This is a genomic window from Streptomyces mobaraensis NBRC 13819 = DSM 40847, assembly GCF_017916255.1.
Taxonomy (GTDB): domain Bacteria; phylum Actinomycetota; class Actinomycetes; order Streptomycetales; family Streptomycetaceae; genus Streptomyces; species Streptomyces mobaraensis.
This window is the reverse complement of the sequence record NZ_CP072827.1, coordinates 2,516,677-2,541,683: the sequence shown is the minus strand read 5'-3', so window position 1 is coordinate 2,541,683 and position 25,007 is coordinate 2,516,677. Positions and strand designations below refer to the sequence as shown.

Genomic DNA, 25,007 nt, shown 5'->3' with positions numbered 1-25,007 from the left:
GGTTCCTCGAACCGGCGGCCGGGCGCCTTGTCTTATGCCCTCAGAGCGCCCTGCGGAGGGAAGCGGCCAAGGCGTCGACGAACGCGTCGCGAGTGGCGGCCGGCAGCAGGTCCAGGGAGAGGTACGGGTTGAGGTCCTCCAGCTCGACGAGGAGCAGCCCGCCCTCCGGCGTGCGGCAGGCGTCGACGCGCTGGATGCCGTGGTCGGTGCCGTTCCACTCGACGAAGCGCCGGGCGAACGCGAGGTCGGCGGCGGTGGCCTCGTAGGGCTCCAGGTCCCAGCGGCGGGCCGGGTCGGGGGCGTACAGCGCGTACTGGAAGGCGTCGTCGACGAAGTAGAAGGACACCTCGTACGCGAAGTGGATCCGCGGCTGGACGAGGACCTCGCCGTCCGCGATCCCCGCGAGCCGCTCGCGGTCCACGAACTCCAGACCTATCGAGTCGGCGCCCAGCTTGGGCTTGACCGCGTACTCGTCGACGGCCGGGAGCCGGCCGACGTCCGCCGCCCGGTCCACGGTCGGGATGACCGGGTAGCCGGCGGCGGTGAGGTCGAGGAGGTACTGCTTGCCCGCCATGTCGCCCTTGCCGGTGAGCCTGTTGTGCACACGGGTGCCCCGGCGGACGGCCTCGGCGCGGAAACAGTCGTACGCGGCCTGGTAGTTGAGCACCGGGCCGCTGTTGCGGACGACGACGAGGTCGAAGCCGTCCATCAGCGCGACGGCGTCCAGCGGGTGGCAGAGCGCGATGTCGAACCACGCGCGGAGCCGGGAGGTGAGGAAGACGTCCTCGTCGCAGTACCGGCGCCCCCTGGCCTCGTAGGCGAGGTCGGTGACGTAGAGGACGCGGGGGCGGGGGGACGACGGGGCGGGGGCCGGCATGGGGGCTCCTTGGAAGTGCTCGTGGATCACCGGCCACGCTACCCGCCCGCGTCAGACACCCGCCTCGACGCGGACCTCGTCACGGAACCTCACGGCCTGCTCGGCCGCCTGCTGGAGCGTCACGCTGCCGCCGCCCATGGCGGACGCGACGTCGACGTGCATGACGACGGCGGTGGTGCTGTGGTCGGCCCAGGCGCAGAGGGGGGCCTTGAAGTTCGCGGGGGCCCCGCCGGAGGAGTCGCCGGTACCGGCGGTCTTCACGTACTGGCACTTCATCACGGCGTTGCCGAGCCCCTGCGGGGTGACCTTCTCCGGGCTGCCCACGAGCTCGCCCTTGTCGCCCTTGTCGCCCTCGGAGTTCTTCTCGAGCGATTCGCCCATCAGGCCGAAGAGGTGGTCGAGGGTCTTCTCCGGGTTCTTGATCTTCCCGTAGACGCCGTTGAAGAAGAGGTACTTCTGGGAGAAGCCCTCGCCGGACTCGTAGCCGGCGCCCGTCTTCTCCGCGTCGGCGACGCCCAACGCCGCGGCCTTCTCCTTGCCGTCGGGCCCGAAGCCCTTGGTGGTCTCGCTGGGGTCCTTCTTGAAGTCCCCGAGCACCGTGGCCGGTGCCGTCAGCTTGTACCGCTTCCCGTCGTCGGGCACGGAACCGCCGCCGCTGCCCTTGCTGAAGAGCATCAGACCGCCGACGAGCGCGCCCACGACGGCCAGCACACCGACGGTGATCCCGATCGCCTTGCCCTTGCCGGAGCGCTGCGGGGGTATGGGCGGCGGGTACGGCCCGTACGGGCCGGGCATGCCGGGCTGCTGCCCGTACGGCCCGTACGGCGCCCCGGCCTGCGGAGGCTGCCCGTACGGGTTCACCGGGGGCTGCTGCGGCGGCTGCCCGTACGGGTTCGGCTGCTGGTAAGGCGGTTGTCCCGGAGGGTAGCCGTAGCCCGGCTGCCCGCCTGGCACACCGGCGCCCTGCCCGTAGGGGTCGGGCGGGGGCTGCTGGCCGTACGGGTTGGGCTGGTCTGTGCTCATGGCTTTCCCTTCGGGACGGATCGCCTTACGGCGCTTGTTACTTGTCCTTGCGGACCTCGTTGCGGATCTTCGCGGTGGCCTCGGCCAGTTCCTTGGCGGGCATCACCGTGCCGGTGGCGTTGGACGTCGCGAACGACGAACTACTCGTGGCGACGCTGTGCTGCACGATGCCAACGGCGCTTGAGTCCCCCCAGATGCAGGTGCTCACGTTGTTCTCACTGGTGACGGTGCTCATGGTGACGGTCGCCTTCTGCTGCCGGCACTTCATGACCTTGCCGTCGAACCCGCTCGGGCTGAAGTCGGTCCACGGCGTGACCGTTTCCACCTTCGCCTGCCGGGCGAGGGGGTTGTCCTGGTTCTTCTTCTGCTTCTCTTCCATGTCCGCGACCACGGCGTCGACCGTCCGGCCGGGGCTGGCGAGGTTGCCGGAGACGCCGACAACGGAGAGTTTCTGCTTCTCCGGGTTGTCGTACAGCGCTCGTACGCCCTTGCCGTTTTCGATGCCCTGCTTCTTGGTCTCGGCGTCGTTGGCGAGGTCCTCGGACTTCTCGGTGCCCGTCGTCGTGTTCTTCGTGAACTTGCCGTCCAGCAGTTTCTCCGGCAGGACGATCGTGTACGGCTTCACGTCGCCGCCGTCGCCGCCCTTGCCCAGGAGCATGTAGCCGCCGCCCGCGAGGGCGCCGATCACCAGGACGATGCCGAGGACGATGGCGATCGTCTTGCCCTTGCCGCCGCCCTGCGGGGGGATCGGCGGCGGGTACGGGCCCGGCATGCCCGGCTGCTGGCCGTACGGGTGCTGTGGGGGCTGGCCGTAGGGGCCCGGCTGGGGCGGGGGAGCGCCGTACGGGCCGGGCTGCTGCGGCGGCGGGGGGTAGCCGTAACCGGGCTGGCCGGGCGCGCCGCCCTGGCCGTAGGGGTTGGGGCCCTGATGAGGCTGGGGCGGCTGGGGCGGCTGGCCGTAGGGGCCCGGCTGGTTGAAGCTCATGGTGTGTGGGTGTTCTCTCTTGACGTGTGGGGGGACAGGGGCGGCGTTCCGCGTCATCCTTTCCGATGCCTTATCCCGGCTTTACCTCGGGTCGGCAACGGTTTCGGCACAGCCGGGAGCGTCGGCCGAGGGTGCGAGCCGGCCGCGGCACACCGGTGCGGGCGCCCGGATCCGGGCAACCGGATGCGACTCATCGCGTTCTCTCCCCCCGTCACGACCGCTCCCCGCGGTCGCTACTTCTCGCTGCGCGCGTCGTCCCGCACCTTAGCCGTCGCCTCGGACAGCTCCTCGGCCGACGTCACCTCGCCGGTGGCGCCCCGGGCGTCCCGGCCGTCGGGCGGCAGGCCGTCGAGGGCCGTCACCTCAGGGTTCGGTTCCGGGTCATGTCAGGGGCAAACGGGTTCGTGGCGGGCCGCCCGGGCCCCGTAGAATTTCCCCCGTGACCGAGAACACTCAGCAGCAACACGACAGCGTCCCCGAACTGCCGACCCAGTACGCGCCGGCCGAAGTAGAGGGGCCGCTGTACGAGCGCTGGGTAGAGCGGGGCTACTTCACGGCCGACGCGACGAGCGACAAGAAGCCGTACACGATCGTCATCCCCCCGCCCAATGTCACCGGCTCGCTCCACCTGGGCCACGCCTTCCAGCACACGCTGATGGACGCCCTGACCCGCCGCAAGCGGATGCAGGGTTACGAGGCGCTGTGGCTGCCGGGCATGGACCACGCCGGCATCGCCACGCAGAACAAGGTCGAGCAGCAGCTCGCCGAGGAGGGCAAGTCCCGCCACGACCTCGGCCGGGAGGCGTTCGTCGACCGCGTCTGGCAGTGGAAGGAGGAGTACGGCGGGAAGATCCTCGGCCAGATGCGCCGGCTCGGCGACGGCGTCGACTGGTCGCGCGAGCGCTTCACCATGGACGAGGGCCTGTCCAAGGCCGTCCAGACGATCTTCAAGAAGCTCTACGACGACGAGCTGATCTACCGGGCCGAGCGCATCATCAACTGGTGCCCCCGCTGCCTCACGGCCATCTCTGACATCGAGGTGGAGTACCAGGAGGACGCCGGCGAGCTGGTCTCCATCCGGTACGGGGAGGGCGAGGACTCGCTGGTCGTCGCCACCACCCGCGCCGAGACGATGCTGGGTGACACGGCCGTCGCCGTCCACCCGGAGGACGAGCGGTACGCGCACCTCGTCGGCAAGCAGATCAAGCTGCCGCTGACGGACCGCACGATCCCCGTCGTCGCCGACACGCACGTCGACCCGGAGTTCGGCACCGGCGCCGTCAAGGTGACCCCGGCGCACGACCCCAACGACTTCGCCATCGGCCAGCGCCACGGCCTGCCGTCGATGACGGTCATGGACGAGCACGGCGTCATCACCGTGCACGGCCCGTTCCTCGGCCTGGACCGCTTCGAGGCGCGCTCGGCGATCGTCGCCGCGCTGCGCGAGCAGGGCCGGATCGTCGCCGAGAAGCGCCCGTACGTCCACTCCGTCGGCCACTGCTCGCGTTGCAGCACGACCGTCGAGCCGCGGCTGTCCATGCAGTGGTGGGTCAAGGTCGGCCCGCTGGCGCAGGCCGCCGGCGACGCGGTCCGCGACGGCCGGGTGAAGATCCACCCGGAGGACATGTCGAAGCGCTACTTCGACTGGGTCGACAACATGCACGACTGGTGCATCTCGCGCCAGCTGTGGTGGGGCCACCGCATCCCGGTCTGGTACGGCCCCGAGGGCCAGGTCGTCTGCGTCGGCCCGGACGAGGAGCCGCCGTCCGGCGAGGGCTGGCACCAGGACACCGACGTCCTCGACACCTGGTTCTCCTCCGGCCTGTGGCCGTTCTCCACGCTCGGCTGGCCGGAGAAGACGCCGGACCTGGCGAAGTTCTACGCCACCGACGTCCTGCTCACCGGCCACGACATCATCTTCTTCTGGGTCGCCCGGATGATGATGTTCGGCCTCTACGCGATGGACGGCGTCGCGCCGTTCCACACCATCGCCCTCACCGGCCTGGTGCGCGACGAGCGCGGCAAGAAGATGTCCAAGTCCTTCGGGAACGTGGTCGATCCGCTGGACTGGATGGACGCGTACGGCTCCGACGCCGTCCGCTTCACCCTGGCCAAGGGCGCCAATCCCGGTACGGACGTGCCGATCGGCGAGGACTGGGTCCAGGCGTCCCGCAACTTTGCCAACAAGATCTGGAACGCGACGCGGTTCGCGCTGATGAACGGCGCGACCGTGGAGGGCGAACTCCCGGCGGCCGAGAAGCTCTCGGCCACCGACCGGTGGATCCTCTCCCGGCTGAACGCGACCGTCGCCGAGGTGGACGCGTACTACGAGGACTACCAGTTCGCCAAGCTCTCGGACGCCCTCTACCACTTCGCGTGGGACGAGGTCTTCGACTGGTACGTCGAGCTGTCCAAGACCACGTTCATGGGCGGCGGCGAGCAGGCGAAGGTGTCGGCGCGCGTCCTCGGCGAGGTCCTGGACGTCACCCTCAAGCTGCTCCACCCGATCGTCCCCTTCGTCACCGAGGCGCTGTGGACGACGCTCACCGGCAAGGAGTCGCTCGTCGTCGCCGACTGGCCGGCCGACAGTGGGTTCCGCGACGCGGCGGCCGAGGCGGAGATCGAGAACCTCCAGCAGGTGATCACCGAGGTCCGGCGGTTCCGCGCGGACCAAGGGCTCCAGCCGGGGCAGCGGGTGCCGGCGCGGCTCGGACTGTCCGGTACCGCCCTCGCCGCGCACGAGGGTGCGATCCGGCAGCTGCTGCGGCTCCAGCCGGAGGGCGAGGGGTTCCAGGCGACGGCGAACCTCACCATCGGTGGGGCGACGGTCGCCCTGGACCTGTCCGGGACGATCGACGTCGAGGCGGAGCGGAAGCGGCTTGCCAAGGCGTTGGCGGCGGCGGAGAAGGAGAAGTCCCAGGCGACGGCCAAGCTGGGGAACGAGGCGTTCCTGGCGAAGGCGGCCGAGGCGGCCGTCGAGAAGATTCGTACGCGGCTCGCGAAGGCTGAGGCCGACATCGAGCGGATCAGTGCTCAGTTGGCAGCGCTGCCGGGTGCGTAGGCGTTAGGGCTCGCCCCTGGCTGGGGGCGGGGTGGGGGTTGCCCCTGTCCCGCCCCTTCGCCGTTTCCTGGGGGCTGTGCCCCCAGACCCCCCTTTTCGCGGCTTCGCCGCTCGTCCTCAAGCGCCGGACGGGCTGAAATCAGCCCGTTGGGGGTGCCCCCTCTGGGGGAGTTTGAGGACAGCGCCCGAAGGGCGCTTCGGGGGTGCGGGGGCGCAGCCCCTGCAAGAAACGGAGAAAGGGCGGGACCGGGGCACCCTCACCGCGACCACGGTCGCGAGCGTCCCGGGTCCCACATCGGCCCCCACGGCCCGTCGACGGGCTCGTCGTGCAACTCCGCGCGGTCACGGACCCGCTGGCGCCGGTCGCGCACCGGTGCGAACAGGACGTACGCCGTCGAGACGACGACGAACGCCAACCGGATCAAGCCCCGCGCCGCATCGTCGTGGACGACGAACACGCTCCCGTACAAGGCGACCAGCGCCAGCCAGCTCCACAGCGGCACCAGCCGCCGCTGCCCGCACACGTCCCACAGGAGCGTGCCGAGCAGCACGGACGCCGTGTAGTACGTGTAGACGCTCGGGTCGAGGACGATGCGCGCGTTGGCGCCCAGCAGGACGACCGCCGCCCAGCGGCCGCGCCAGACGGCGACCGTGCCGAGGAAGAGGCCGAGGGCGGCCTGGGCCGGGCGGGCCCAGCTCGGGGTCTCGGGGTCGTTGGCGCCCAGCCAGCGCAGCGCGGACGCCGGGTTGTTGGGGATGGTGAACTCGGCGGCGGCGAAGGAGTGCGTGTCGACGAGGAAGAACGGCACCCAGGCGACGGCGACGAGACCGGCGCACCAGAGCCCGGCCCGCAGCCAGCGTTCCTTCGGCAGCGCCAGCAGCAGCGGGAGGAAGGCCAGCGCGGTGGGCTTGGAGTCCAGGGCGAGGGCCATCCAGATGCCGGTGGCCGCCGCGTCGCAGCGCGTCATGGAGCGGACGGCCAGGGCGGTGAAGAACAGCGCCAGCACGTCGTCGAGATGGGCGAAGCGGACCGAGACCTCGATCCACATCGGGATGAAGGCCAGTCCGGCGATGAGGACGCGCCGCCGCAGCCGCTGGTGGTTGGTGCCGGTGCCCAGGAAGTGCCGGGCGGCGCTGCGCCCGGTGAGCACCAGGACCACCAGGCCGAGCACCGACATGAACGCCTCGGCGAGCACCTGCCCGACCTCGGCGGGGAAGGGGTTGAACAGCCCGGCCACCAGGAAGCTGATGGGCCCCATCTGGAGTTCGGGGTGGCGGGCGTAGAGGTTGAGGCCGCCGTCGCCCGACGAGCCGTGGTAGATCAGCTCGCCGCCCGTGCGCAGGTAGTGCCAGGAGAAGCCGCCGCTCGGTTCCACGACCACGAACCAGAGCGCGGCCCACGCGGTGAGCAGCAGCAAGTGCATCCGCGTGCTGAGTTCCGGTATCCGCACAACGCTCCCGTTCCGCCACCCGGCCACCGTCGGGTCCGGGCACAACTGTCACCGGCGGTCAGATGGCGGAAGCCGCCCGGAGGTTGCTCTCCGGGCGGCGGATGTGAGCAGCGGAACACTTTGTTCCGAGCGTGGTCCCGACTCAGACCTCGATGGCGACCGGGCCGGAGTCCGTAGCCTCGGCGTTGCGGCGGGTCTTGGCCCAGCCGTTGCGGCCGCGCAGCATCCGCAGGAAGCCGCGGGCCGACGCCGGGAAGAGGTGGTAGGCGTACAGCCACAGGGCCAGGCCCCACAGCAGGGCGGTGAGCAGCGAGCGGTCGTCGGCGCGGTCGCGGCGGTAGACCGGGCCCCACAGCACGAACGGCAGCACCGAGACGACGGCCAGCGCGAGGACCAGCGGCCACAGCGCCAGCATGCCGCCGAACGCCGCCCCGGCGCCGTCCTCGGCGGCGGTCAGGCCCAGCAGCGCGAACATGACGGCGCACAGCGCGAGCGTCACCAGGTGGGCGACGGGCTGGAGGAAGGTGTAGAGGGTCTCCAGGACGCCCCGGCCGCCGTAGTGGCGCGAGGAGATGATGCGCGGCGCGTAGCGGACGCACTGGAGGTTGCCCTGCGCCCAGCGGGTGCGCTGGGTGAGGAACCGGCGGCCGTGCGGCAGCCCCTCCTGGGAGACCCAGGTGTCGGTGATGTGGTTGATCCGGTCACCGGTGAGGATCATGTGCAGGCCCAGCTCGTAGTCCTCCAGCAGGGCGCCGCGCTTCCAGGGCCGCCGCTCGGCCGCGGCTATCCGGTCGAGCGAGGCGAGGCGGGTGAACTGCCCGTTGCCGCCCAGGCCGACGGAGCCGGTGCGGGCCCGGAGCAGCTGCATGCCGGCGTTGGAGACGGAGAACTCCATGTCCTGCATGCGCACCAGCAGCCGCGCGAAGGCGTTCCGCGCCCGGCCGCGGTCGGGCAGCGGGCGCTCGTCCCCGGTGTTCCGCATCCGGACGCTGACCTGGACGCCGCCGGTCTCCGGGTCGCCGAAGCCCTGCGGGCCGCTGACGACGTTCAGCGCGTTGGGGTCCAGCTGCCCGTCGGCGTCGACGACGCAGACGACGACCCGCTCGCGGTCGGTGTCCCGGGAGAGGAACTGGTTCAGCTCGTCGTACGCGGCGTTGAGCGCCGCGCCCTTGCCCTGCCGGGCCTCCGGGCGGTGCCGGCGCACCAGGTGGACGCGGCGGTCGCGCTCGGCGAGTTCGGCGACGATCGCGCCGGTGCGGTCGTCGCTGTCGTCGTCGATGACCCAGACGTGCGCGCGGGGGTGGTCGGCGCGCAGCCGGCCGACGGTCGTCGCGACGACGGCCTCCTCGTCCCGGCAGGGGACGAAGAAGTGCCAGTCGAAGGCGGCGGGGTCGCCGTGCTCGGCGATCGGGCGCCGCGTGTAGGCGTGGCGGGCGCCGGCCCAGTAGAGGAGGAAGCAGGCGAGGAGGAAGAAGGGGAATATGAGGAAGAAGGGGCTCTGGAACACGAGGAGTCCTGGTGGGGCGGGGGAGCGGGCGGTCGGTCCGGGCTGGGGCTGCCGCCCTTACGCCGCCAGGCGCACCGGTGTGGCGATGCCGGCCAGCAGGGCCGTGATCCGCTCCGAGGCGAGGCCGTCGCCGAACGGGCTGGGCAGCGCGGCCAGGCGGGCCAGGCCCTCCGGGCCCTCGGCGAGCCGCCGGCGCGCGGCGGCGCCGATCGCCGGGCCCGGGGCGACGAGCTCCGCGAAGTCGGTCATCGCCTCCGGCCGCTCCGTGGAGCGCCGGACGACCACCAGCGGACGGCCGAGGACCGTGCACTCCTCCTGGATGCCGCCGGAGTCGGACACGAGCAGGGCCGCGTGCCGGGCCAGGGCCAGGAACTCGGAGTAGCCGAGCGGCGCGGTCACCGTCAGCGGCGCGAGGAGGGCGGCGAGGCCGGCCGCCTCGATCCGGGCGCGGGTACGGGGGTGCAGCGGCAGCAGGACCGGGCGGTCGTCGGCGACCAGCGCGGCGAGCTCGGTGAGGATCGCGCGCAGGGCGGCCGGGTCGTCGGTGTTCTCCGGGCGGTGCGCGGTGGCGAGGACGTAGCCGTCGGCGGTCAGCCCTCGCGCGTCCAGCAGCGCGGCGCGCTCGGCGGCGGAGGGGAGCTGGTTGCGGACGGCCTCGACGACGGTGTTGCCGGTGACGGCGATCCGGGCGTCCTCCAGGCCCTCGGCGAGGAGGTTGGCGCGGTTGTCCTCGGTGGCCGCGCAGAGCACGTCAGCGACGCGGTCGATGAGGACGCGGTTGTGCTCCTCGGGCATGTTCCGGTCGTGGCTGCGCAGGCCGGCCTCGACGTGCACCAGCGGGATGCCCCGGGCGTTGGCGGCCAGCGCGCCGGCCAGGGCGGCGTTGGTGTCGCCCTGGACGACGACGGCGAGCGGCGGCTCGGCGGTGAACAGCTCGTCGAGCTGCTCCAGGGCGGCGGAGATCTGCACGGCGCGGGGCTTGCCGCCGACGCCGGTGAGGAGGGTGGGCTCCGGGAGGCCCAGTTCCGTCAGGAAGCGGCCCGAAAGGTCCTCGTCGTAGTGCTGACCGGTGTGGATCAGGTGGGCGGCGGGGCCGAGGAGGCGGACGAGGTCCGTGAGCTTGACGAGTTCGGGGCGGGTGCCGAGGACTATGGCGATGCTGCGGGTGGGCAGGGTCATGGTCACGGGGCTTCCTGTCGCTGTCTGGGGTGCGGACAGCGACGAGGTTGCGGGTCTTGGGTTGCTGCCCCGGATGAGCGCCGGTTGCTCGACGGTTGCGGGTTCGGATCGGGACTTTCGTCCCGGGTGGGGGTGTGCCCCGGTCCCGCCCTTTCTCCCCCAGCTACCGCTGGGAGGTGCCCCCAGTTTCTTGCGGGGGCGAGCCCCCGCACCCCCGAAGTGCGCTGCGCGCGCTGTCCTCAAACGTCGGACAGGCTGATTTTCAGCCTGTCCGGCGTTTGAGGACGAGCGGCGAAGCCGCGATCACGGGGTCTGGGGCGCAGCCCCAGGAAGCGGCGAAGGGGCGGGACCGGGGCACACCCCCCGGACTACGTCCGGTACCGGTACCCCAGCCCCCGTACCGCCTCCACCGGATCCGCCGCCTCGTCCCCCGCCGCCTGCCGCAGCTTGCGGCGCAGGCGGAGGACGGCGAATTTGACGCGTTCGCGGCCGGTGGCGGCGTGGTCGTCCCAGACGCGGTCGAGGAGCTGCTCGGTGGTGATGACGCGGCCGCGGTTGCGGACGAGGATCTGGAGGAGTCGGTACTCGATGTCGCTGAGGCGGGCCTCCTGGCCCTGCCAGACGGCGGAGCGGCGCTCGGGGACGAGGCGGAGGCCGTCGTCGAAGGACTCGCCGGCCCAGCGGGCGGGGGCGGCGCGGCGGAGCAGGGCCTCGACGCGGGCGAGGAGCTCCTCGTTGCCGAAGGGCTTGGGCAGGTAGTCGTCGGCGCCGGAGCGCAGGCCGCGTACGCGGTCGGTCTCGGCGCCGCGTGCGGTGAGCAGGAGGACGGGGAGGTCGCTGAGGTCGCGGGTGCGTTCCAGGACCTCCCAGCCGTCGAGCTCGGGGAGCCCGATGTCGAGGATCACCAGGGCGGGGCGCTCGGCGAAGAGGAGCCGCAGCGCCTCGCGGCCGTCGTCGGCGGGGATCACGGTGTGACCGGCGCGTTCCAGCAGGACGCGCAGGGCGAGGGCCAGGTCGGCGTCGTCCTCGACGACGAGGATGCGGGTCATGGGACGTCCTCCTCGGCCGCCCCCGGGGGGCCTGCCACCGGCAGCAGGACGCGGAAGACCGCGCCCTCGCCCTCCGTACCGCCCGCGGTCAGCGTGCCGCCGTGCAGTTCGACGAGGGTGCGGCCGATGGCCAGGCCGAGGCCGGTGCCGGGGTAGCCGCCGGAGCGGGCGTTGGCGGCGCGGACGAAGCCGGTGAAGATCTCCTCGCGGGCGGCCTCGGGTATGCCGATGCCGGTGTCGGCGACCTCGATCTCCCAGTGCTCGCCGCGCGGGGCGGCGGTGACGGTGATCCGGCCGTCGGGCGGGGTGAACTTGGCGGCGTTCTCCAGCAGGTTCCCCAGGACGTGCTGGAGCCGGTGGCGGTCGCCGCGCAGGGGCGGCCCCGGGGAGCAGCGCAGGACGGTGAAGACCGGGCCGGGGGCGCCGGCCGGGACGCAGAGGGACTCCAGGACGGCGTCGCGCAGCATGTCCGGCACGTCCACCCGGCCGAACTCCAGCTCGGGTCCGGTGGCCCGCATCCGGGTGGTGAACAGCAGGTCGGCGATGACGCGCTGCATCCGCTCGCCGTTGCGGCGGATGGCGTCCACGAAGGCCCGCTGCTGGTCGGTGAGGGTGCCGAACGCCGGGTCGACGAGGAGTTCGCCGAAGCTGATGACGGTGGTGAGCGGGGTGCGCAGCTCGTGGGAGGCGGCGGCGGTGAAGGCGTTGCGCTGCCGGGCCAGCTCGGTGAGGGCGACGTTGTCCCGTTCCAGGTCGTGCTCGCGGCGTTTGCGGTCGGTGATGTCGGTGAAGAACCACAGGGCGCCGAGGTAGGTGCCGCCGTGGCGCAGGGGTTCCACCTCGCGGCGGACGACGCGCCCGTCGGCGAGCGGGATCTCGGCCTCCCGGTGGACGGGCCGGCGGGCCAGGATCTCGCCGGGGCTGCCGGGGGCGGTGTAGCCGGGGGCGAAACGGGCACGGACGAGGGGGACGACCGGGCGCATCGGGGCGCCGCGGGAGAGGTCCACCCGCCCTTCCAGGTCGAACATGCGGGCGAAGCGGCGGTTGACGGCCAGGATCTCGTCGGCGGGGCTCTGCAGCAGGGCGCCGGCGGGCAGGGCCTCCAGGACGGCCTGGAGCAGGTCGCGGTCCTCGTCGCGGTCCTCGGAGGCCATCTCTCTCACCCGCTCCCACGGACGTCTCCGGCGAATCCCTCCGCAATCAAACGAAATCCGCACTAAAACCGTAGGGCAAAGCGGAACATAACGCTCCCGCAGCGCCACCCGCCCCCCGGCCCCTGCCCCGGAGCGCCGCCCCGGCTCCGTAGACTGGGCGGCGTGAGCGAGCGCCCCCAGAACGACGACCACGACGACCTCGGCGACAAGAGATCCGGCGGCCCCGACGGTGCCGACCGTTTCGACGAGATCGTCGACACCGAGACCACCCGTGACCCCGACCTGGCGGTGATCGAGGCCGGCAGCCGCACCCTGCGCGCCCAGGCCGGACCGCCGCAGGGCGACGGCATCCCCGCCCGCCCCGTTGACCCCGAGGTCGAGCGGGCGCTGCGCGAGGTGGAGGCCGAGCTGGCGGGCCGCTGGGGGGAGACCAAGCTCGACCCGTCGCTGGAGCGCATCCGGAAGCTGATGGACGTCCTGGGCCAGCCCCAGCACGCGTACCCGTCCATCCACATCACCGGCACCAACGGCAAGACCAGCACCGCCCGCATGATCGAGGCCCTGCTGAGCGCCTTCGACCTGCGCACCGGCCGTTACACCAGCCCGCACGTGCAGACGTACCTGGAGCGGATCAGCCTGGACGGCGCGCCGATCAGCGCCGAGCGGTTCGTCGAGACGTACCGGGACATCGAGCCCTATGTGCGGATGGTCGACGAGCGCGAGGAATTCCGCCTCTCGTTCTTCGAGGTACTCACCGGCATGGCCTTCGCCGCCTTCGCCGACGCCCCGGTGGACGTCGCGGTGGTCGAGGTCGGCATGGGCGGTACCTGGGACGCGACCAACGTCGTGGACGGCACGGTCGCCGTGGTCACGCCGATAAGCCTCGACCACACCGACCGGCTCGGCTCGACGCCCGGGGAGATCGCCCTGGAGAAGGCCGGGATCATCAAGCAGGACGCCACCGTCGTCCTCGCCCAGCAGCCGGTGGACGCCGCGCAGGCGCTGCTCAAGCGCGCCGTCGAGGTGGACGCCACGGTCGCCCGCGAGGGCATGGAGTTCGGCGTCGTCGCCCGCGAGGTCGCGGTCGGCGGCCAGCTCCTCACCCTGCGCGGCCTCGGCGGCGAGTACCCCGAGGTCTTCCTCCCGCTGTACGGCGCCCACCAGGCGCACAACGCCGCCGTGGCGCTGGCGGCGGTCGAGGCGTTCTTCGGCATCGGCTCGCAGCACGCCCGCACCCTGGACCTCGACGTGGTCCGCCGCGCCTTCGCCTCCGTCACCTCGCCGGGCCGGCTGGAGGTCGTCCGCCGCAGCCCCACGGTCGTCCTGGACGCCGCCCACAACCCGGCGGGCGCCCGGGCGGCGGCCGAGGCGGTCACCGAGGCGTTCGGCTTCAGCCGGCTGGTCGGCGTCGTGGCCACCAGCGCGGACAAGGACGTGCGCGGGGTGCTGGAGGCGTTCGAGCCGGTCTTCGCCGAGATCGTCGTCACCCGCAACTCCACCGACCGCACGATGGACGTCGACGAGCTGGCCGCGCTCGCCGTCGAGGTCTTCGGCGAGGAGCGGGTCCAGGTGGAGCCGCGGCTGGACGACGCCCTGGAGGCGGCGATCACCCTCGCCGAGGAGGAGGGCGAGTACGCCGGCGCCGGCGTCCTGGTGACCGGCTCGGTCTTCACGGTGGGCGACGCCCGCCTGCTGCTGCGCGGAAGGGACTGACCATGCGGACGCTGTGCGCGAGCACCCTGATCGGTGAATTCTTCATCATCGGCTTCGCCGGGCTGGTGGCCATGAAGGACGAGGATCTGTCCACCGGGACGGTCTGGGCGGTCAGTGGGACGGCGATGCTGCTCAGCGTGGTGCTGTGCGGGATGATCACCCGTCCCGGCGGGGTGCAGCTCGGCTGGCTGCTCCAGATCGGGCTGGTCGCGAGTGGTTTCGTGGTGCCGCTGATGTTCGCCCTGGGAGTGATCTTCGGCGCCCTGTGGTGGGCGTCGGTGCACTTCGGCCGGAAGATCGACGCGGCGAAGGCGCGGTTCGCGGCGGAGGCCGAGGCGTCGTAGCGGCGCGCGCCCGCGCGGGGCGCCCGGCCCGTACCGGGTGACGGCCGGCCCCCGGCGCCCCTGTACCCTCTGGCCCCACACACACGATCATCCGCAAGGAGCCGCAGTATGAGCCAGCGCACCCTCGTCCTCCTCAAGCCCGACGCGGTCGCCCGCAAGCTCGTGGGCGAGATCATCGCCCGCATCGAGCGGAAGGCGAACTGGACGATCAGCGCGCTGGAGCTGCGCACCCTGGACCGTGCCGTCCTCGAACAGCACTACGCCGAGCACGTCGGCCGCGACTTCTACGAGCCGCTGATGGCGTTCATGTCGTCCGGTCCGGTCGTCGCCATGGTCGTCGAGGGCGAGCGCGTGATCGAGGGCGTCCGGGCGCTGGCGGGCCCGACCGACCCGATTTCGGCCGCCCCGGGTTCCATCCGTGGTGACTTCGGCACCATCACGCGCGAGAACCTCATCCATGCCTCGGACTCGGTGGAGTCCGCGGAGCGGGAAATCAAGATTTTCTTTCCCGACCACGGCTGATACCGGATCAGGCCGGCTCCCATTCTGATCAGGGGCGACCGATTTCTTTTCGGTCGCCCTCTGACATATGCGTGGCGATCGGGGGAACCTCTCACTCCGACACGACGTCACCATTACCGGGGCGGGCTCGCGTTCCGCCGACAATGGCGGAGCAGCTGTCGCGTCGCTTTCCGTCGGCGAGACTACGATGAGAGCTTCCGCGCCCCGCAGCGCACCACCTGCCGACCTCAAGTAAGCAATCGCTCCAGCTGGGAAGGCCAGACGTATCCTCATGGGGAACAACATGTCGTTCATCGGCCGTGACATGGCTGTCGACCTCGGGACCGCCAACACGCTGGTGTACGTCAGAGGCCGCGGGATCGTCCTCAACGAACCGTCCGTCGTCGCCATCAATACGAACACGGGCGGCATCCTCGCGGTCGGCGCCGAGGCGAAGAAGATGATCGGGCGGACGCCCGGCAACATCGTGGCGGTCCGCCCCCTGAAGGACGGCGTCATCGCCGACTTCGAGATCACCGAGCGGATGCTCCGCTACTTCATCCTCAAAATCCACAAGCGCCGCTGGATGGCCCGCCCCCGCGTGGTCGTCTGCGTCCCCTCCGGCATCACCGGTGTCGAGCGGCGCGCGGTGATCGAGGCCAGCACCCAGGCCGGCGCCCGCCAGGTGCACATCATCGAGGAGCCCATGGCCGCCGCGATCGGCTCGGGCCTCCCGGTCCACGAGGCCACCGGCAACATGGTCGTCGACATCGGCGGCGGCACCACCGAGGTCGCCGTGATCTCCCTCGGCGGCATCGTCACCGCCCAGTCCATCCGCGTCGCGGGCGACGAGCTGGACAACGCGATCATCCAGCACATCAAGAAGGAGTACAGCCTCCTGCTGGGCGAGCGCACCGCAGAACAGATCAAGATCACCATCGGGTCGGCCTACGACCTGGAGCAGGACGAGCACACCGAGATCCGCGGCCGGGACCTGGTCAGCGGGCTGCCCAAGACGGTCGTGATCTCCGCCGCCGAGGTCCGCAAGGCCATCGAGGAGCCGGTCAACTCCATCGTCGACGCGGTCAAGACGACCCTCGACAAGTGCCCGCCCGAGCTCTCCGGCGACGTCATGGACCGCGGCATCGTGCTCACCGGCGGCGGCGCCCTGCTGCGCGGCCTCGACGAGCGGCTGCGCCGCGAGACCGGCATGCCGATCCACATCGCCGAGGACCCGCTGGACTCCGTCGCCCTCGGCTCCGGCAAGTGCGTGGAGGAGTTCGAGGCCCTCCAGCAGGTGCTGGACGCGCAGCCCCGCAGGTGACCCGCCACCGGCACCGCCGCCCGGCGGAAACAACCTGATATACAGGCAGAACGCTGCTGCCGGTGACCGGCGTCCACCCGGCCCGCCGGTCAGAGGAGACCCGACGAGAAGGGCATGCCGCCGCACGTGAGGGACACACGAGAGAGCCGGCTGCTGTTGGTGCTGCTGATCGCCGTCGCGTTCGCGCTGATCACGGTCGATATCCGGGGCGGCGACCGGTCCCCGCTCGACGGCGCCCGGCGCGCCGCCGCCACCGCCTTCGGGCCGGTGGAGAAGGGCGTCGCGGGGATCGTCGACCCGGTCGCCGACGCGGTCGCCGCCGTCCGCGACTCGGGCGACCGCAGCGACCGGATCACCCGGCTGGAGCGCGAGAACACCGCCCTCAAGCAGCGGCTCGGCAGCGACGACCGCAACAACGCCCGGGTCCGCGAGCTCGACAAGATGCTCGGCACCGCCGGACGCGGCCAGTACGGCATCAAGGGCGCCCAGGTCATCGCCATAGGAGCGGCCCAGGGCTTCTCCTGGACCGTCACCATCGACCTCGGCAGCAACGACGGCGTCAAGCGCGACATGACCGTCCTCAACGGGGACGGGCTCGTCGGCCGCGTCACCACCGTCGGCCCGTCCACCTCGACCGTCCTCCTGGTCACCGACCCCAAGTTCACCGTCGGCACCCGGCTGGAGAAGAGCGGCGAGATCGGTTTCGCGGGCGGGCAGGGGGACAGCAGCCTGCGCGTGGAGCTGCTCAACGGCAAGGCCGCCGTCCGGCCCGGCGACCGCCTGGTCACCTTCGGCTCCAGCAAGGACAAGCCCTTCGTCCCCGGCGTCCCGGTCGGCGAGGTCGTCCGCGTCGAGCCCTCCGGCGGCCGGCTCACCCGCACCCTCCAGGTGCGGCCCTTCGTCGGCTTCAGCAAGCTCGACCTGGTCGGCGTCGTCGTCGAACCGCCCAAGGCCGACCCGCGCGACAGCGTGCTGCCGCCCAAGCCCGAGGCCCCCAAGCCCACGCCCACGGTGACCGTCACGGCCACCCCGACGCCGAGCGCCGAACCCAGGGACTGACCCCATGCCCATGCGCCTGAACCGGATCCTGCTCTCGACCGCGCTGGTGGTGGTGGCCCTCGTCCTCCAGGTGAGCGTCTTCGCCCGGCTCCACCTGCCCGGCGCCGTCCCCGACCTGCTGCTCCTCGTCGTCGTCGCCCTCGGCCTGGTCTACGGGCACACCGGCGGCGCCCTGGTCGGCTTCGGCGCGGGCCTGCTCGCCGACCTCGCCCCGCCCGCCGACCACGCGACCGGCCGCTACGCGCTGGTGCTGTGCGTCGTCGGCTACCTGGTCGGGCTCGCCCGGCCGGAGACCGGGCGGCTGCGCTCGGCCACCGTGCCGCTGCTCGTCGTCCTCGGCGCGGCCGTCGTCTCCACCCTGCTGTACGCGGGGGTGGGCGCCCTGGTCGGGGACACCGCCGCCCGGCACGTCGGCCTCACCGGGCTGCTGCTCACCGCCGCCCTCTACGACCTGCTGCTGGCGCCGTTCACCGTGCCGCTGATCATGGCGCTGGCGAGGCGGGCCGAGAACGACCCGCTCACCGCCGAGGGCGCCACCGCCGTCGCGGCCGGCGAGGGCGCGTACGGCCGGCTGTCCGGTCTCGGCGGGCGCGGGCGCGGCAAGGGGCTCGGCGGCCTGCAGGTCCGCAGAACGCGGCTGTCACGGGGGACCCGGGGGACGCGGAGCAAGTGGAAGGGCGGCAAGCACCTGTGACAGTCCAACCGATCGCGCGCCCCTCGGTCCCGGGAGCCGCCCGGTGAGCAACATCCCCGAGACCGGCCGGACCTCCCGGATCACCATCCGGCTGGTGGTCATCCAGATCCTCGTCGTCTCGCTCCTGCTCACGCTGGGCGGACGCCTCTGGTACCTGCAGATCCGCAACGGCGACGAGTACACCGCCGAGGCGGCCAGCAACCACATCCAGCAGGTCATCGTGCCCGCGACCCGCGGCTCGATCCTGGACGCGCGCGGCATCCCGCTCGCCGACAACCAGACGCGGCTGGTCGTCTCGGCCGACCGCACCGACCTGATGAAGATGCGGGACAAGGGCAAGGGCGTCCTCACCCGGCTCGCCGGGGTGCTCGGCCTGAAGCCGGAGGACGTGGCGGCCAAGGTGCGGCTGTGCGACGCCAAGACGCCCAAGCCCTGCTGGGCCGGCTCGCCCTACCAGCCGATCCCGATCACCGACGAGGCCACCACCCAGCAGGCCCTGCAGATCCGCGAGCGCGCCGAGGACTTCCCCGGCATCACCGCCGAGCCGATGGCCGTCCGCCGCTACCCCGGCCCCGGCGGCTCCAACACCGCGCAGGTGCTGGGTTATCTGTCGCCGGTGACCGACGACGAGATCACCCAGGCGAAGGACTCCCGCACCCCGCTGATGCGCTCCGACGAGATCGGCCGCAACGGGCTGGAGCGGCAGTACGACGCGGAGCTGCGCGGCCGGGCCGGCGTCACCCGGTACGAGGTCGACAACCTCGGCCGCGTCATCGGCAAGGCCAGAAGCGACCGGGCCGAGCCCGGCTCCAACGTCGTCACCAGCATCGACGCACGCGTGCAGGCCATAGCGGAACGCGAGCTCGACCAGGCGATGAAGGACGCCCGGCAGGAGATGGACCGCAACACCGGCACCACCTACAAGGCCGACGCGGGCGCCGTCGTCGTCATGGAGTCCAAGACCGGCCGGGTGGTGGCCATGGCCTCCAACCCCACCTACGACCCCAACGCCTGGGTGGGCGGCATCTCCGCCAAGGACTACCAGGCCCTGACCGGCAAGGACTCCGACTACCCGCTGCTCAACCGGGCCATCCAGGGCCAGTCCGCGCCCGGCTCGGTGTTCAAGGTCATCTCCGCCACGGCGGCCGTCAACGCGGGCTATCCGTTCACCGACAAATACAACTGCTCGAGCTCGTACAACATCGGTCACCAGGTCTTCAAGAACTTCGAGTCCAAGGGGTACGGCCCGATCGACCTCGGCCGGGCGCTGGAGGTCTCCTGCGACACCGTCTTCTACGACCTGGCCTACCGGCAGTGGCAGAAGGACGGCGGCAACAACCCCAAGCACCCCAAGGACTGGTTCTACCGGACCGCCCACGAGTTCGGCCTCGGCAAGCCCACCGGCATCGACCTGCCCAACGAGGTCCGCGGCCGGGTCCCGGACCGCGACTGGAAGAAGCGGTACTGGGAGGCCAACAAGGACGCCTGGTGCAAGCAGGGCCGGGGGGCCGGGAAGGGCGACTACGCGGCCGAGATCGCCAAGGAGAACTGCGAGTCGTTCGCCCGCATGCGCGCCGGCGACTCCGTCAACTACTCCATCGGACAGGGCGACACCCTCGTCACCCCCATCCAGATGGCCACCATCTACGCGGCCATCAGCAACGGCGGCACCCTCCACGACCCCACCGTCGGCAAGGCGATCATCAGCCCCGACGGCAAGCGGATCCGCGAGATCCGGCCGAAGGCGCACGGGAAGCTGCCCTTCGACGGGAAGACCCGCGACCAGCTCGACGCCGCGCTGGCCGGCGTCGCCACCCAGGGCAGCGCCGCCTGGCGCTTCCAGGGCTGGCCGCAGAAGGAGATCCCGATGCACGCCAAGACCGGCACCGCCGAGGTCGCCGGCAAGCAGACGACGTCCTGGTTCGCCACGTACACCAAGGACTTCACCATCGTCATGACGATCTCCCAGGGCGGCACCGGCTCCGGCGCCTCGGGACCGGCCGTCCGGAAGATCTACAACGCCCTGTACGGGGTGGACGAACAGGGGAAGATCGACGCCAAGAAGGCGCTGCTGCCCCGGCCCGAGGCCGGTCTGCCGAAGATCGACAAGGACGGCAGCATCGTCGCCGCGCACATCGACCCGCCGCCGTCCGAGCCCGCCCGCAAGGAAGAGAAGCAGGAAGAGTGAGCGACATGAGCGGTACGACATGAGCGGTATGAGCGCCGACGGCTTCCGCATCCGCCGCTTCGCCCCGCAGCGCTCAGCCTGGGCCCGGCTCACCGACCGCGACTCCGTGGTCCGCCGCCTCGACTGGGTGATGCTCCTCGCCGCGCTCGTCCTGTCCGGCTTCAGCACCCTGCTCGTCTACTCCGCCACCCGCGGCCGCACCGAGCTGACCCACGGCGACCCCTACTACTTCCTGCTGCGCAACCTCCTCAACATCGGCATAGGGCTCGCCCTCGCCGCCGGCGCCGTCTGGGCCGGCCACCGGACGCTGCGCGGCGCGGTCCCCGTGCTCTACGTGGTCTCCGTGCTCGGCTGCCTCTCCGTGCTCACCCCGCTGGGCGCGACGATCAACGGCGCCCGGTCGTGGATCCAGCTCGGCGGCGGGTTCTCCATCCAGCCCTCCGAGTTCACGAAGATCACCATCACCCTGGGCATGGCCATGCTGCTGGCCCAGGCCGTGGACGCCGGCGACCGGCCGCACCCCGACCACCGCACCGTCCTGCAGGCGCTCGGCATCGCCGCCGTGCCCATCCTCGTCATCCTGCTGATGCCCGACCTGGGCTCGGTGATGGTCCTCGTCGTCATCGTGCTCGCCGTGCTGCTGGCCTCCGGCGCGTCCAACCGGTGGATCGCCGGGCTGCTGGGGGCGGGCGTGCTCGGCTGCGTACTGATCTGGCAGCTCGGGATACTGGACGAGTACCAGATCAACCGCTTCGCCGCGTTCGCCAACCCCGCCTTCGACCCGGCCGGCGTCGGCTACAACACCAAGCAGGCCCGGATCGCCATCGGTTCCGGCGGCCTCACCGGTTCCGGCCTCTTCCACGGCTCCCAGACCACCGGGCAGTTCGTTCCCGAGCAGCAGACGGACTTCATCTTCACCGTCGCGGGCGAGGAGCTGGGCTTCGTCGGGGCGGGCACGATCATCTTCCTGATCGGCGTCATCCTCTGGCGCGCCTGCCGCATCGCCCGTGAGACGACCGAGCTGTACGGGACGGTCGTGGCCGCGGGGATCATCGCCTGGTTCGCCTTCCAGTCCTTCGAGAACATCGGCATGACCCTGGGGATCATGCCCGTGACCGGGCTGCCGCTGCCGTTCGTCTCGTACGGCGGCTCGTCGATGTTCGCCGCCTGGATCGCCGTCGGTCTCCTCCAGTCGATCAAGGTGCAGCGGCCGTTGGCGTCGGCCTAGGCCGGGGGTGCCCGGCGGGGCGGCGGCCGTGCCGGGTCCGGGGCCCTGGCCCCGCGGTGTCCGAGATCGGCCTGCCGCCGGGCGCGTCCGGCGACTAGATTCGACGGCATGGACCGGGTCCGGAGCGCGACAGCGCGGGAGATCGAGCGGAAGTACGAGGCCGACGACGGAACGTCCCCGGTACGGCTGCCCGACCTCGGCGGGGCCGGACCCGTCGCCCGCGTCGTCGACCGGGGGACGGACGTCCTCGACGCCGTCTACTACGACACCGCCGACCGCCGCCTCCTCGCCGCCGGCATCACCCTGCGCCGCCGTACCGGGGGCGACGCCGGATGGCACCTCAAGCTGCCCGTCGCCCCCGGGGTGCGCGACGAGGTGCGCGCCCCGCTCACGGACGTCATCCCGCGCCGGCTCGCCGCCCTCGTCCGAGCCCGCACCCGGGGCGCCCCGCTCGCCCCGCTGGCGCGCGTCGTCTCCCGCCGCGACGTCCGGCACCTCCTCGACGCGCGCGGCAGCCTCCTCGCCGAGGTCAGCACCGACTCCGTCAGCGCCGGACGGCCGGCGGGGGAGGACCCCGGGGCGATGGCCGCCTGGACCGAGATCGAGGTGGAACTCGGCCCCGGCGCCGACCCCGGCCTCTTCGACGTCCTCGAACCGCGCCTGCGCGAGGCCGGGTTGCGCCCGTCGCGCTCCGGCAGCAAACTCGCGCGGGCCCTCGCCGGAGACCAGCTCGGCGGAGATGACCCCGCCGAAGAAGGCGGGGAGGCACCCGCCGCGGGCGACGCCGCCCGCGTCGTCCTCGCCCACCTCCGCGAGCAGGCCGAGGCCGTCGTCGCCCTCGATCCCGGCGCCCGGCTCGGCACCGAGGACGCCGTCCACCAGATGCGCGTCGCCACCCGGCGGCTGCGCAGCGCCCTCCGCACCTACGGCAGACTCCTCGACCCCCGCGTCACCGGCCCACTGGGAACCGAACTCCGCTGGCTCGCCGTCGAGTTGGGGGCGGACCGCGACCGCGAGGTGGTCGTGGAACGCCTCCGGCACCACCTGGACGACCTCCCGCGCCCCCTCGTCCGCGGCCCGGTCCGCGCCCGCCTGCGCATCTGGTCGAACCGCAGCCGCGCCGAGACCCGCCGCCGGGTCACCGACGCCCTCGACAGCGAGCGCCACCTGGCCCTGCTGGGCCGGCTCGACGCCCTCGTCACCGACCCGCCGCTGCGCCAGGGCGCCGCCGAAGCCTCGGAGAAGGCCCTGGTCAAGGCGGTGCGCCGGGACCACGAGCGGCTCGCGGCGCGGATCGCGCACGCCCTCGCCACCGACCCGGGCCCGGCCCGCGACGCGGCCCTCCACGAGGCCCGCAAGGCCGCCAAGCGGGCCCGCTACGCGGCGGAGGCGGCGGCTCCGGCACTCGGCAAGGACGCCAAGCGCCTCGCCAAACGGCTCAAGGCCGTCCAGACCGTCCTCGGCGACCACCAGGACAGCGTCCTCACCCGGAACGTCCTGCGTCAGATCAGCACCCAGGCCGCGGTGGCGGGGGAGGCGACCTTCACCTACGGGCTGCTGTACGGGCGCGAGGAGGCACGGGCGGCGGAGGGGGAGCGGCAGCTGGCAGGGGTGTGGGAGGAGGCCGCGAAGGCGACGCCGTAGCCCCGGCCACGGAGCGTGACGGCCGGTCCGGGCCGCGGTCCCGCCGGGCACGTTACTCTTGAGGGTCACCCCTGCCCGCTCATGAGAGACATCGTGATGCCTGTCGAGTCGGTCTTCCCGCGCCTGGAAGCGCTTCTCCCGCACGTCCAGAAGCCCATCCAGTACGTCGGCGGAGAGCTCAACTCCACCGTCAAGAACTGGGACGAGTGTGACGTCCGCTGGGCGCTCATGTACCCCGACGCCTACGAGGTCGGGCTGCCCAACCAGGGCGTCATGATCCTGTACGAGGTCCTCAACGAGCGCGAGGGCGTCCTCGCCGAGCGCACCTACAGCGTCTGGCCCGACCTGGAAGCGCTGATGCGCGAGCACGGCGTGCCGCAGTTCACGGTGGACGCCCACCGGCCGGTCAAGGAGTTCGACCTCTTCGGCCTCAGCTTCTCCACCGAGCTCGGCTACACCAACATGCTCACCGCGCTGGACCTGGCGGGCATCCCGCTGGACGCGAGCGAGCGCACGCTGGACGACCCGATCGTCGTCGCGGGCGGGCACGCGGCGTTCAACCCGGAGCCGATCGCCGACTTCATCGACTGCGCGGTCATCGGCGACGGCGAGCAGGCCGTCCTGGAGATGACGGAGATCGTCCGGGCCTGGAAGGCGGAGGGCCGGCCGGGCGGACGCGACGAGGTGCTGTTCCGCCTGGCGAAGACCGGCGGCGTCTACGTTCCGCGGTTCTACGACGTCGAGTACCTGCCCGACGGCCGGATCGCCCGCGTCGTCCCCAACCGCTCCGGCGTGCCGTGGCGCGTGTCCAAGCACACCGTCATGGACCTCGACGAGTGGCCGTACCCCAAGCAGCCGCTGGTCCCGCTGGCGGAGACGGTGCACGAGCGGATGTCCGTCGAGATCTTCCGCGGCTGCACCCGCGGCTGCCGCTTCTGCCAGGCGGGCATGATCACCCGCCCGGTGCGGGAGCGCTCGATCACGGGCATCGGCGAGATGGTCGACAAGGGTCTGAAGGCGACCGGCTTCGAGGAGGTCGGCCTGCTGTCGCTGTCCTCCGCCGACCACACGGAGATCGGCGACATCGCCAAGGGCCTCGCCGACCGCTACGAAGAGGACAAGATCGGCCTCTCGCTGCCGTCGACCCGCGTGGACGCGTTCAACGTCGACCTCGCCAACGAGCTGACCCGCAACGGCCGCCGCTCCGGTCTGACCTTCGCCCCCGAGGGCGGCTCCGAGCGCATGCGCAAGGTCATCAACAAGATGGTCTCGGAAGAGGACCTGATCCGGACCGTCGCCACCGCGTACGGCAACGGCTGGCGCCAGGTGAAGCTGTACTTCATGTGCGGCCTGCCGACGGAGACCGACGAGGACGTCCTGCAGATCGGCGACATGGCGGTCAACGTCATCGCCAAGGGCCGCGAGGTCTCCGGCTCCAACGACATCCGCTGCACGGTGTCCATCGGCGGCTTCGTGCCCAAGCCGCACACCCCGTTCCAGTGGGCGCCGCAGCTCTCCGCCGAGGAGACCGACGCCCGCCTGGAGAAGCTGCGCGACAAGATCCGCGGTGACAAGAAGTACGGCCGCTCGATCGGTTTCCGCTACCACGACGGCAAGCCCGGCATCGTCGAGGGCCTGCTCTCGCGCGGCGACCGCCGCGTCGGCGCGGTCATCCGCGCGGTCTACGAGTCCGGCGGCCGCTTCGACGGCTGGCGCGAGCACTTCAGCTACGACCAGTGGATGAAGTGCGCCGAGGAGACCCTGCCCCCGCAGGGCGTCGACGTCGACTGGTACACCACCCGCGAGCGCACCTACGAGGAGGTCCTGCCCTGGGACCACCTGGACTCCGGCCTCGACAAGGACTGGCTCTGGGAGGACTGGCAGGACGCCCTCGACGAGACCGAGGTCGACGACTGCCGCTGGACGCCGTGCTTCGACTGCGGCGTGTGCCCGCAGATGGACACCAGCATTCAGATCGGTCCGACGGGCAAGAAGCTGCTGCCGCTCTCGGTCGTCAATCAGTAGG

At 71.8% G+C, this 25,007-nt stretch carries 20 protein-coding genes; 11 read left to right on the top strand and 9 right to left on the bottom strand.

All coding sequences use genetic code 11. The annotated features are described in order from the left end of the window. Positions 1-40: 40 nt before the first annotated feature. The 4 genes from J7W19_RS10635 to J7W19_RS33455 all read right to left on the bottom strand — a co-directional run bounded on the left by J7W19_RS10635 (position 41) and on the right by J7W19_RS33455 (position 3,247). Positions 41-877, bottom strand: coding sequence for an ATP-grasp domain-containing protein (locus J7W19_RS10635; RefSeq protein ID WP_004953023.1), 837 nt, complete (start codon positions 875-877; stop codon positions 41-43). A 51-nt stretch (positions 878-928) separates the two neighbouring features. Then, positions 929-1,900 carry a hypothetical protein gene (locus J7W19_RS10630; protein ID WP_040892184.1) on the bottom strand — a complete coding sequence of 324 codons (972 nt, stop codon included), beginning with the start codon at positions 1,898-1,900 and terminating at the stop codon, positions 929-931. 37 nt (positions 1,901-1,937) lie between these two features. Then, positions 1,938-2,885, bottom strand: coding sequence for a hypothetical protein (locus J7W19_RS10625; RefSeq protein ID WP_004953029.1), 948 nt, complete (start codon positions 2,883-2,885; stop codon positions 1,938-1,940). A gap of 233 nt (positions 2,886-3,118) precedes the next feature. Continuing rightward, positions 3,119-3,247, bottom strand: coding sequence for a hypothetical protein (locus J7W19_RS33455; protein ID WP_267939130.1), 129 nt, complete (start codon positions 3,245-3,247; stop codon positions 3,119-3,121). Positions 3,248-3,324: 77 nt separating this feature from the next. On the opposite strand from J7W19_RS33455, the gene J7W19_RS10620 reads away from it, so the two are divergent. Then, complete coding sequence (locus J7W19_RS10620) at positions 3,325-5,946, top strand: valine--tRNA ligase (protein ID WP_004953032.1); 2,622 nt, start codon at positions 3,325-3,327, stop codon at positions 5,944-5,946. 257 nt (positions 5,947-6,203) lie between these two features. On the opposite strand, the gene J7W19_RS10615 is transcribed toward J7W19_RS10620, so the two are convergent. The 5 genes from J7W19_RS10615 to J7W19_RS10595 all read right to left on the bottom strand — a co-directional run bounded on the left by J7W19_RS10615 (position 6,204) and on the right by J7W19_RS10595 (position 12,286). Continuing rightward, entirely contained in the window at positions 6,204-7,370 is a 1,167-nt protein-coding gene (locus tag J7W19_RS10615; protein ID WP_040891620.1) for a hypothetical protein, read from the bottom strand. A gap of 169 nt (positions 7,371-7,539) precedes the next feature. Continuing rightward, complete coding sequence (locus J7W19_RS10610; RefSeq protein WP_004950891.1) at positions 7,540-8,904, bottom strand: glycosyltransferase family 2 protein; 1,365 nt, start codon at positions 8,902-8,904, stop codon at positions 7,540-7,542. A 57-nt stretch (positions 8,905-8,961) separates the two neighbouring features. Next, complete coding sequence (wecB, locus tag J7W19_RS10605) at positions 8,962-10,083, bottom strand: non-hydrolyzing UDP-N-acetylglucosamine 2-epimerase (RefSeq protein WP_004950892.1); 1,122 nt, start codon at positions 10,081-10,083, stop codon at positions 8,962-8,964. 368 nt (positions 10,084-10,451) lie between these two features. Further along, positions 10,452-11,132 carry a response regulator transcription factor gene (locus tag J7W19_RS10600; protein ID WP_004950894.1) on the bottom strand — a complete coding sequence of 227 codons (681 nt, stop codon included), beginning with the start codon at positions 11,130-11,132 and terminating at the stop codon, positions 10,452-10,454. Then, the gene (locus J7W19_RS10595; RefSeq protein WP_004950895.1) at positions 11,129-12,286 is read right to left on the bottom strand and encodes a PAS domain-containing sensor histidine kinase; all 1,158 of its coding nucleotides are present in this window, start codon (positions 12,284-12,286) and stop codon (positions 11,129-11,131) included. Before J7W19_RS10595 ends, J7W19_RS10600 begins: the two co-directional genes overlap by 4 nt. Before the next feature lie 162 nt (positions 12,287-12,448). On the opposite strand from J7W19_RS10595, the gene folC reads away from it, so the two are divergent. The 10 genes from folC to J7W19_RS10545 all read left to right on the top strand — a co-directional run bounded on the left by folC (position 12,449) and on the right by J7W19_RS10545 (position 25,006). After that, the gene (gene folC / locus J7W19_RS10590; RefSeq protein ID WP_004950897.1) at positions 12,449-13,999 is read left to right on the top strand and encodes a bifunctional tetrahydrofolate synthase/dihydrofolate synthase; all 1,551 of its coding nucleotides are present in this window, start codon (positions 12,449-12,451) and stop codon (positions 13,997-13,999) included. 2 nt (positions 14,000-14,001) lie between these two features. Continuing rightward, the gene (locus J7W19_RS10585; protein WP_004950899.1) at positions 14,002-14,343 is read left to right on the top strand and encodes a DUF4233 domain-containing protein; all 342 of its coding nucleotides are present in this window, start codon (positions 14,002-14,004) and stop codon (positions 14,341-14,343) included. A gap of 108 nt (positions 14,344-14,451) precedes the next feature. After that, positions 14,452-14,865, top strand: a complete 414-nt coding sequence (ndk, locus tag J7W19_RS10580) for a nucleoside-diphosphate kinase (protein ID WP_004950901.1) — start codon at positions 14,452-14,454, stop codon at positions 14,863-14,865. A gap of 283 nt (positions 14,866-15,148) precedes the next feature. Next, a complete protein-coding gene (locus tag J7W19_RS10575; RefSeq protein ID WP_004950903.1) occupies positions 15,149-16,168 on the top strand; it encodes a rod shape-determining protein in 1,020 nt (339 codons plus the stop codon). 126 nt (positions 16,169-16,294) lie between these two features. Further along, complete coding sequence (gene mreC / locus J7W19_RS10570) at positions 16,295-17,227, top strand: rod shape-determining protein MreC (RefSeq protein WP_040891622.1); 933 nt, start codon at positions 16,295-16,297, stop codon at positions 17,225-17,227. A gap of 10 nt (positions 17,228-17,237) precedes the next feature. Continuing rightward, positions 17,238-17,921, top strand: coding sequence for a rod shape-determining protein MreD (mreD, locus tag J7W19_RS10565; protein WP_040891624.1), 684 nt, complete (start codon positions 17,238-17,240; stop codon positions 17,919-17,921). A gap of 43 nt (positions 17,922-17,964) precedes the next feature. Next, positions 17,965-20,109, top strand: coding sequence for a penicillin-binding protein 2 (gene mrdA, locus J7W19_RS10560; RefSeq protein WP_004950908.1), 2,145 nt, complete (start codon positions 17,965-17,967; stop codon positions 20,107-20,109). Between the two features lie 28 nt (positions 20,110-20,137). Then, the gene (gene rodA, locus J7W19_RS10555; RefSeq protein ID WP_004950910.1) at positions 20,138-21,337 is read left to right on the top strand and encodes a rod shape-determining protein RodA; all 1,200 of its coding nucleotides are present in this window, start codon (positions 20,138-20,140) and stop codon (positions 21,335-21,337) included. Between the two features lie 108 nt (positions 21,338-21,445). Continuing rightward, a complete protein-coding gene (locus tag J7W19_RS10550; RefSeq protein ID WP_004950912.1) occupies positions 21,446-22,981 on the top strand; it encodes a CYTH and CHAD domain-containing protein in 1,536 nt (511 codons plus the stop codon). A 96-nt stretch (positions 22,982-23,077) separates the two neighbouring features. Beyond that, positions 23,078-25,006 carry a TIGR03960 family B12-binding radical SAM protein gene (locus tag J7W19_RS10545; protein WP_004950914.1) on the top strand — a complete coding sequence of 643 codons (1,929 nt, stop codon included), beginning with the start codon at positions 23,078-23,080 and terminating at the stop codon, positions 25,004-25,006. The last annotated feature ends 1 nt before the right edge of the window (position 25,007 follow it).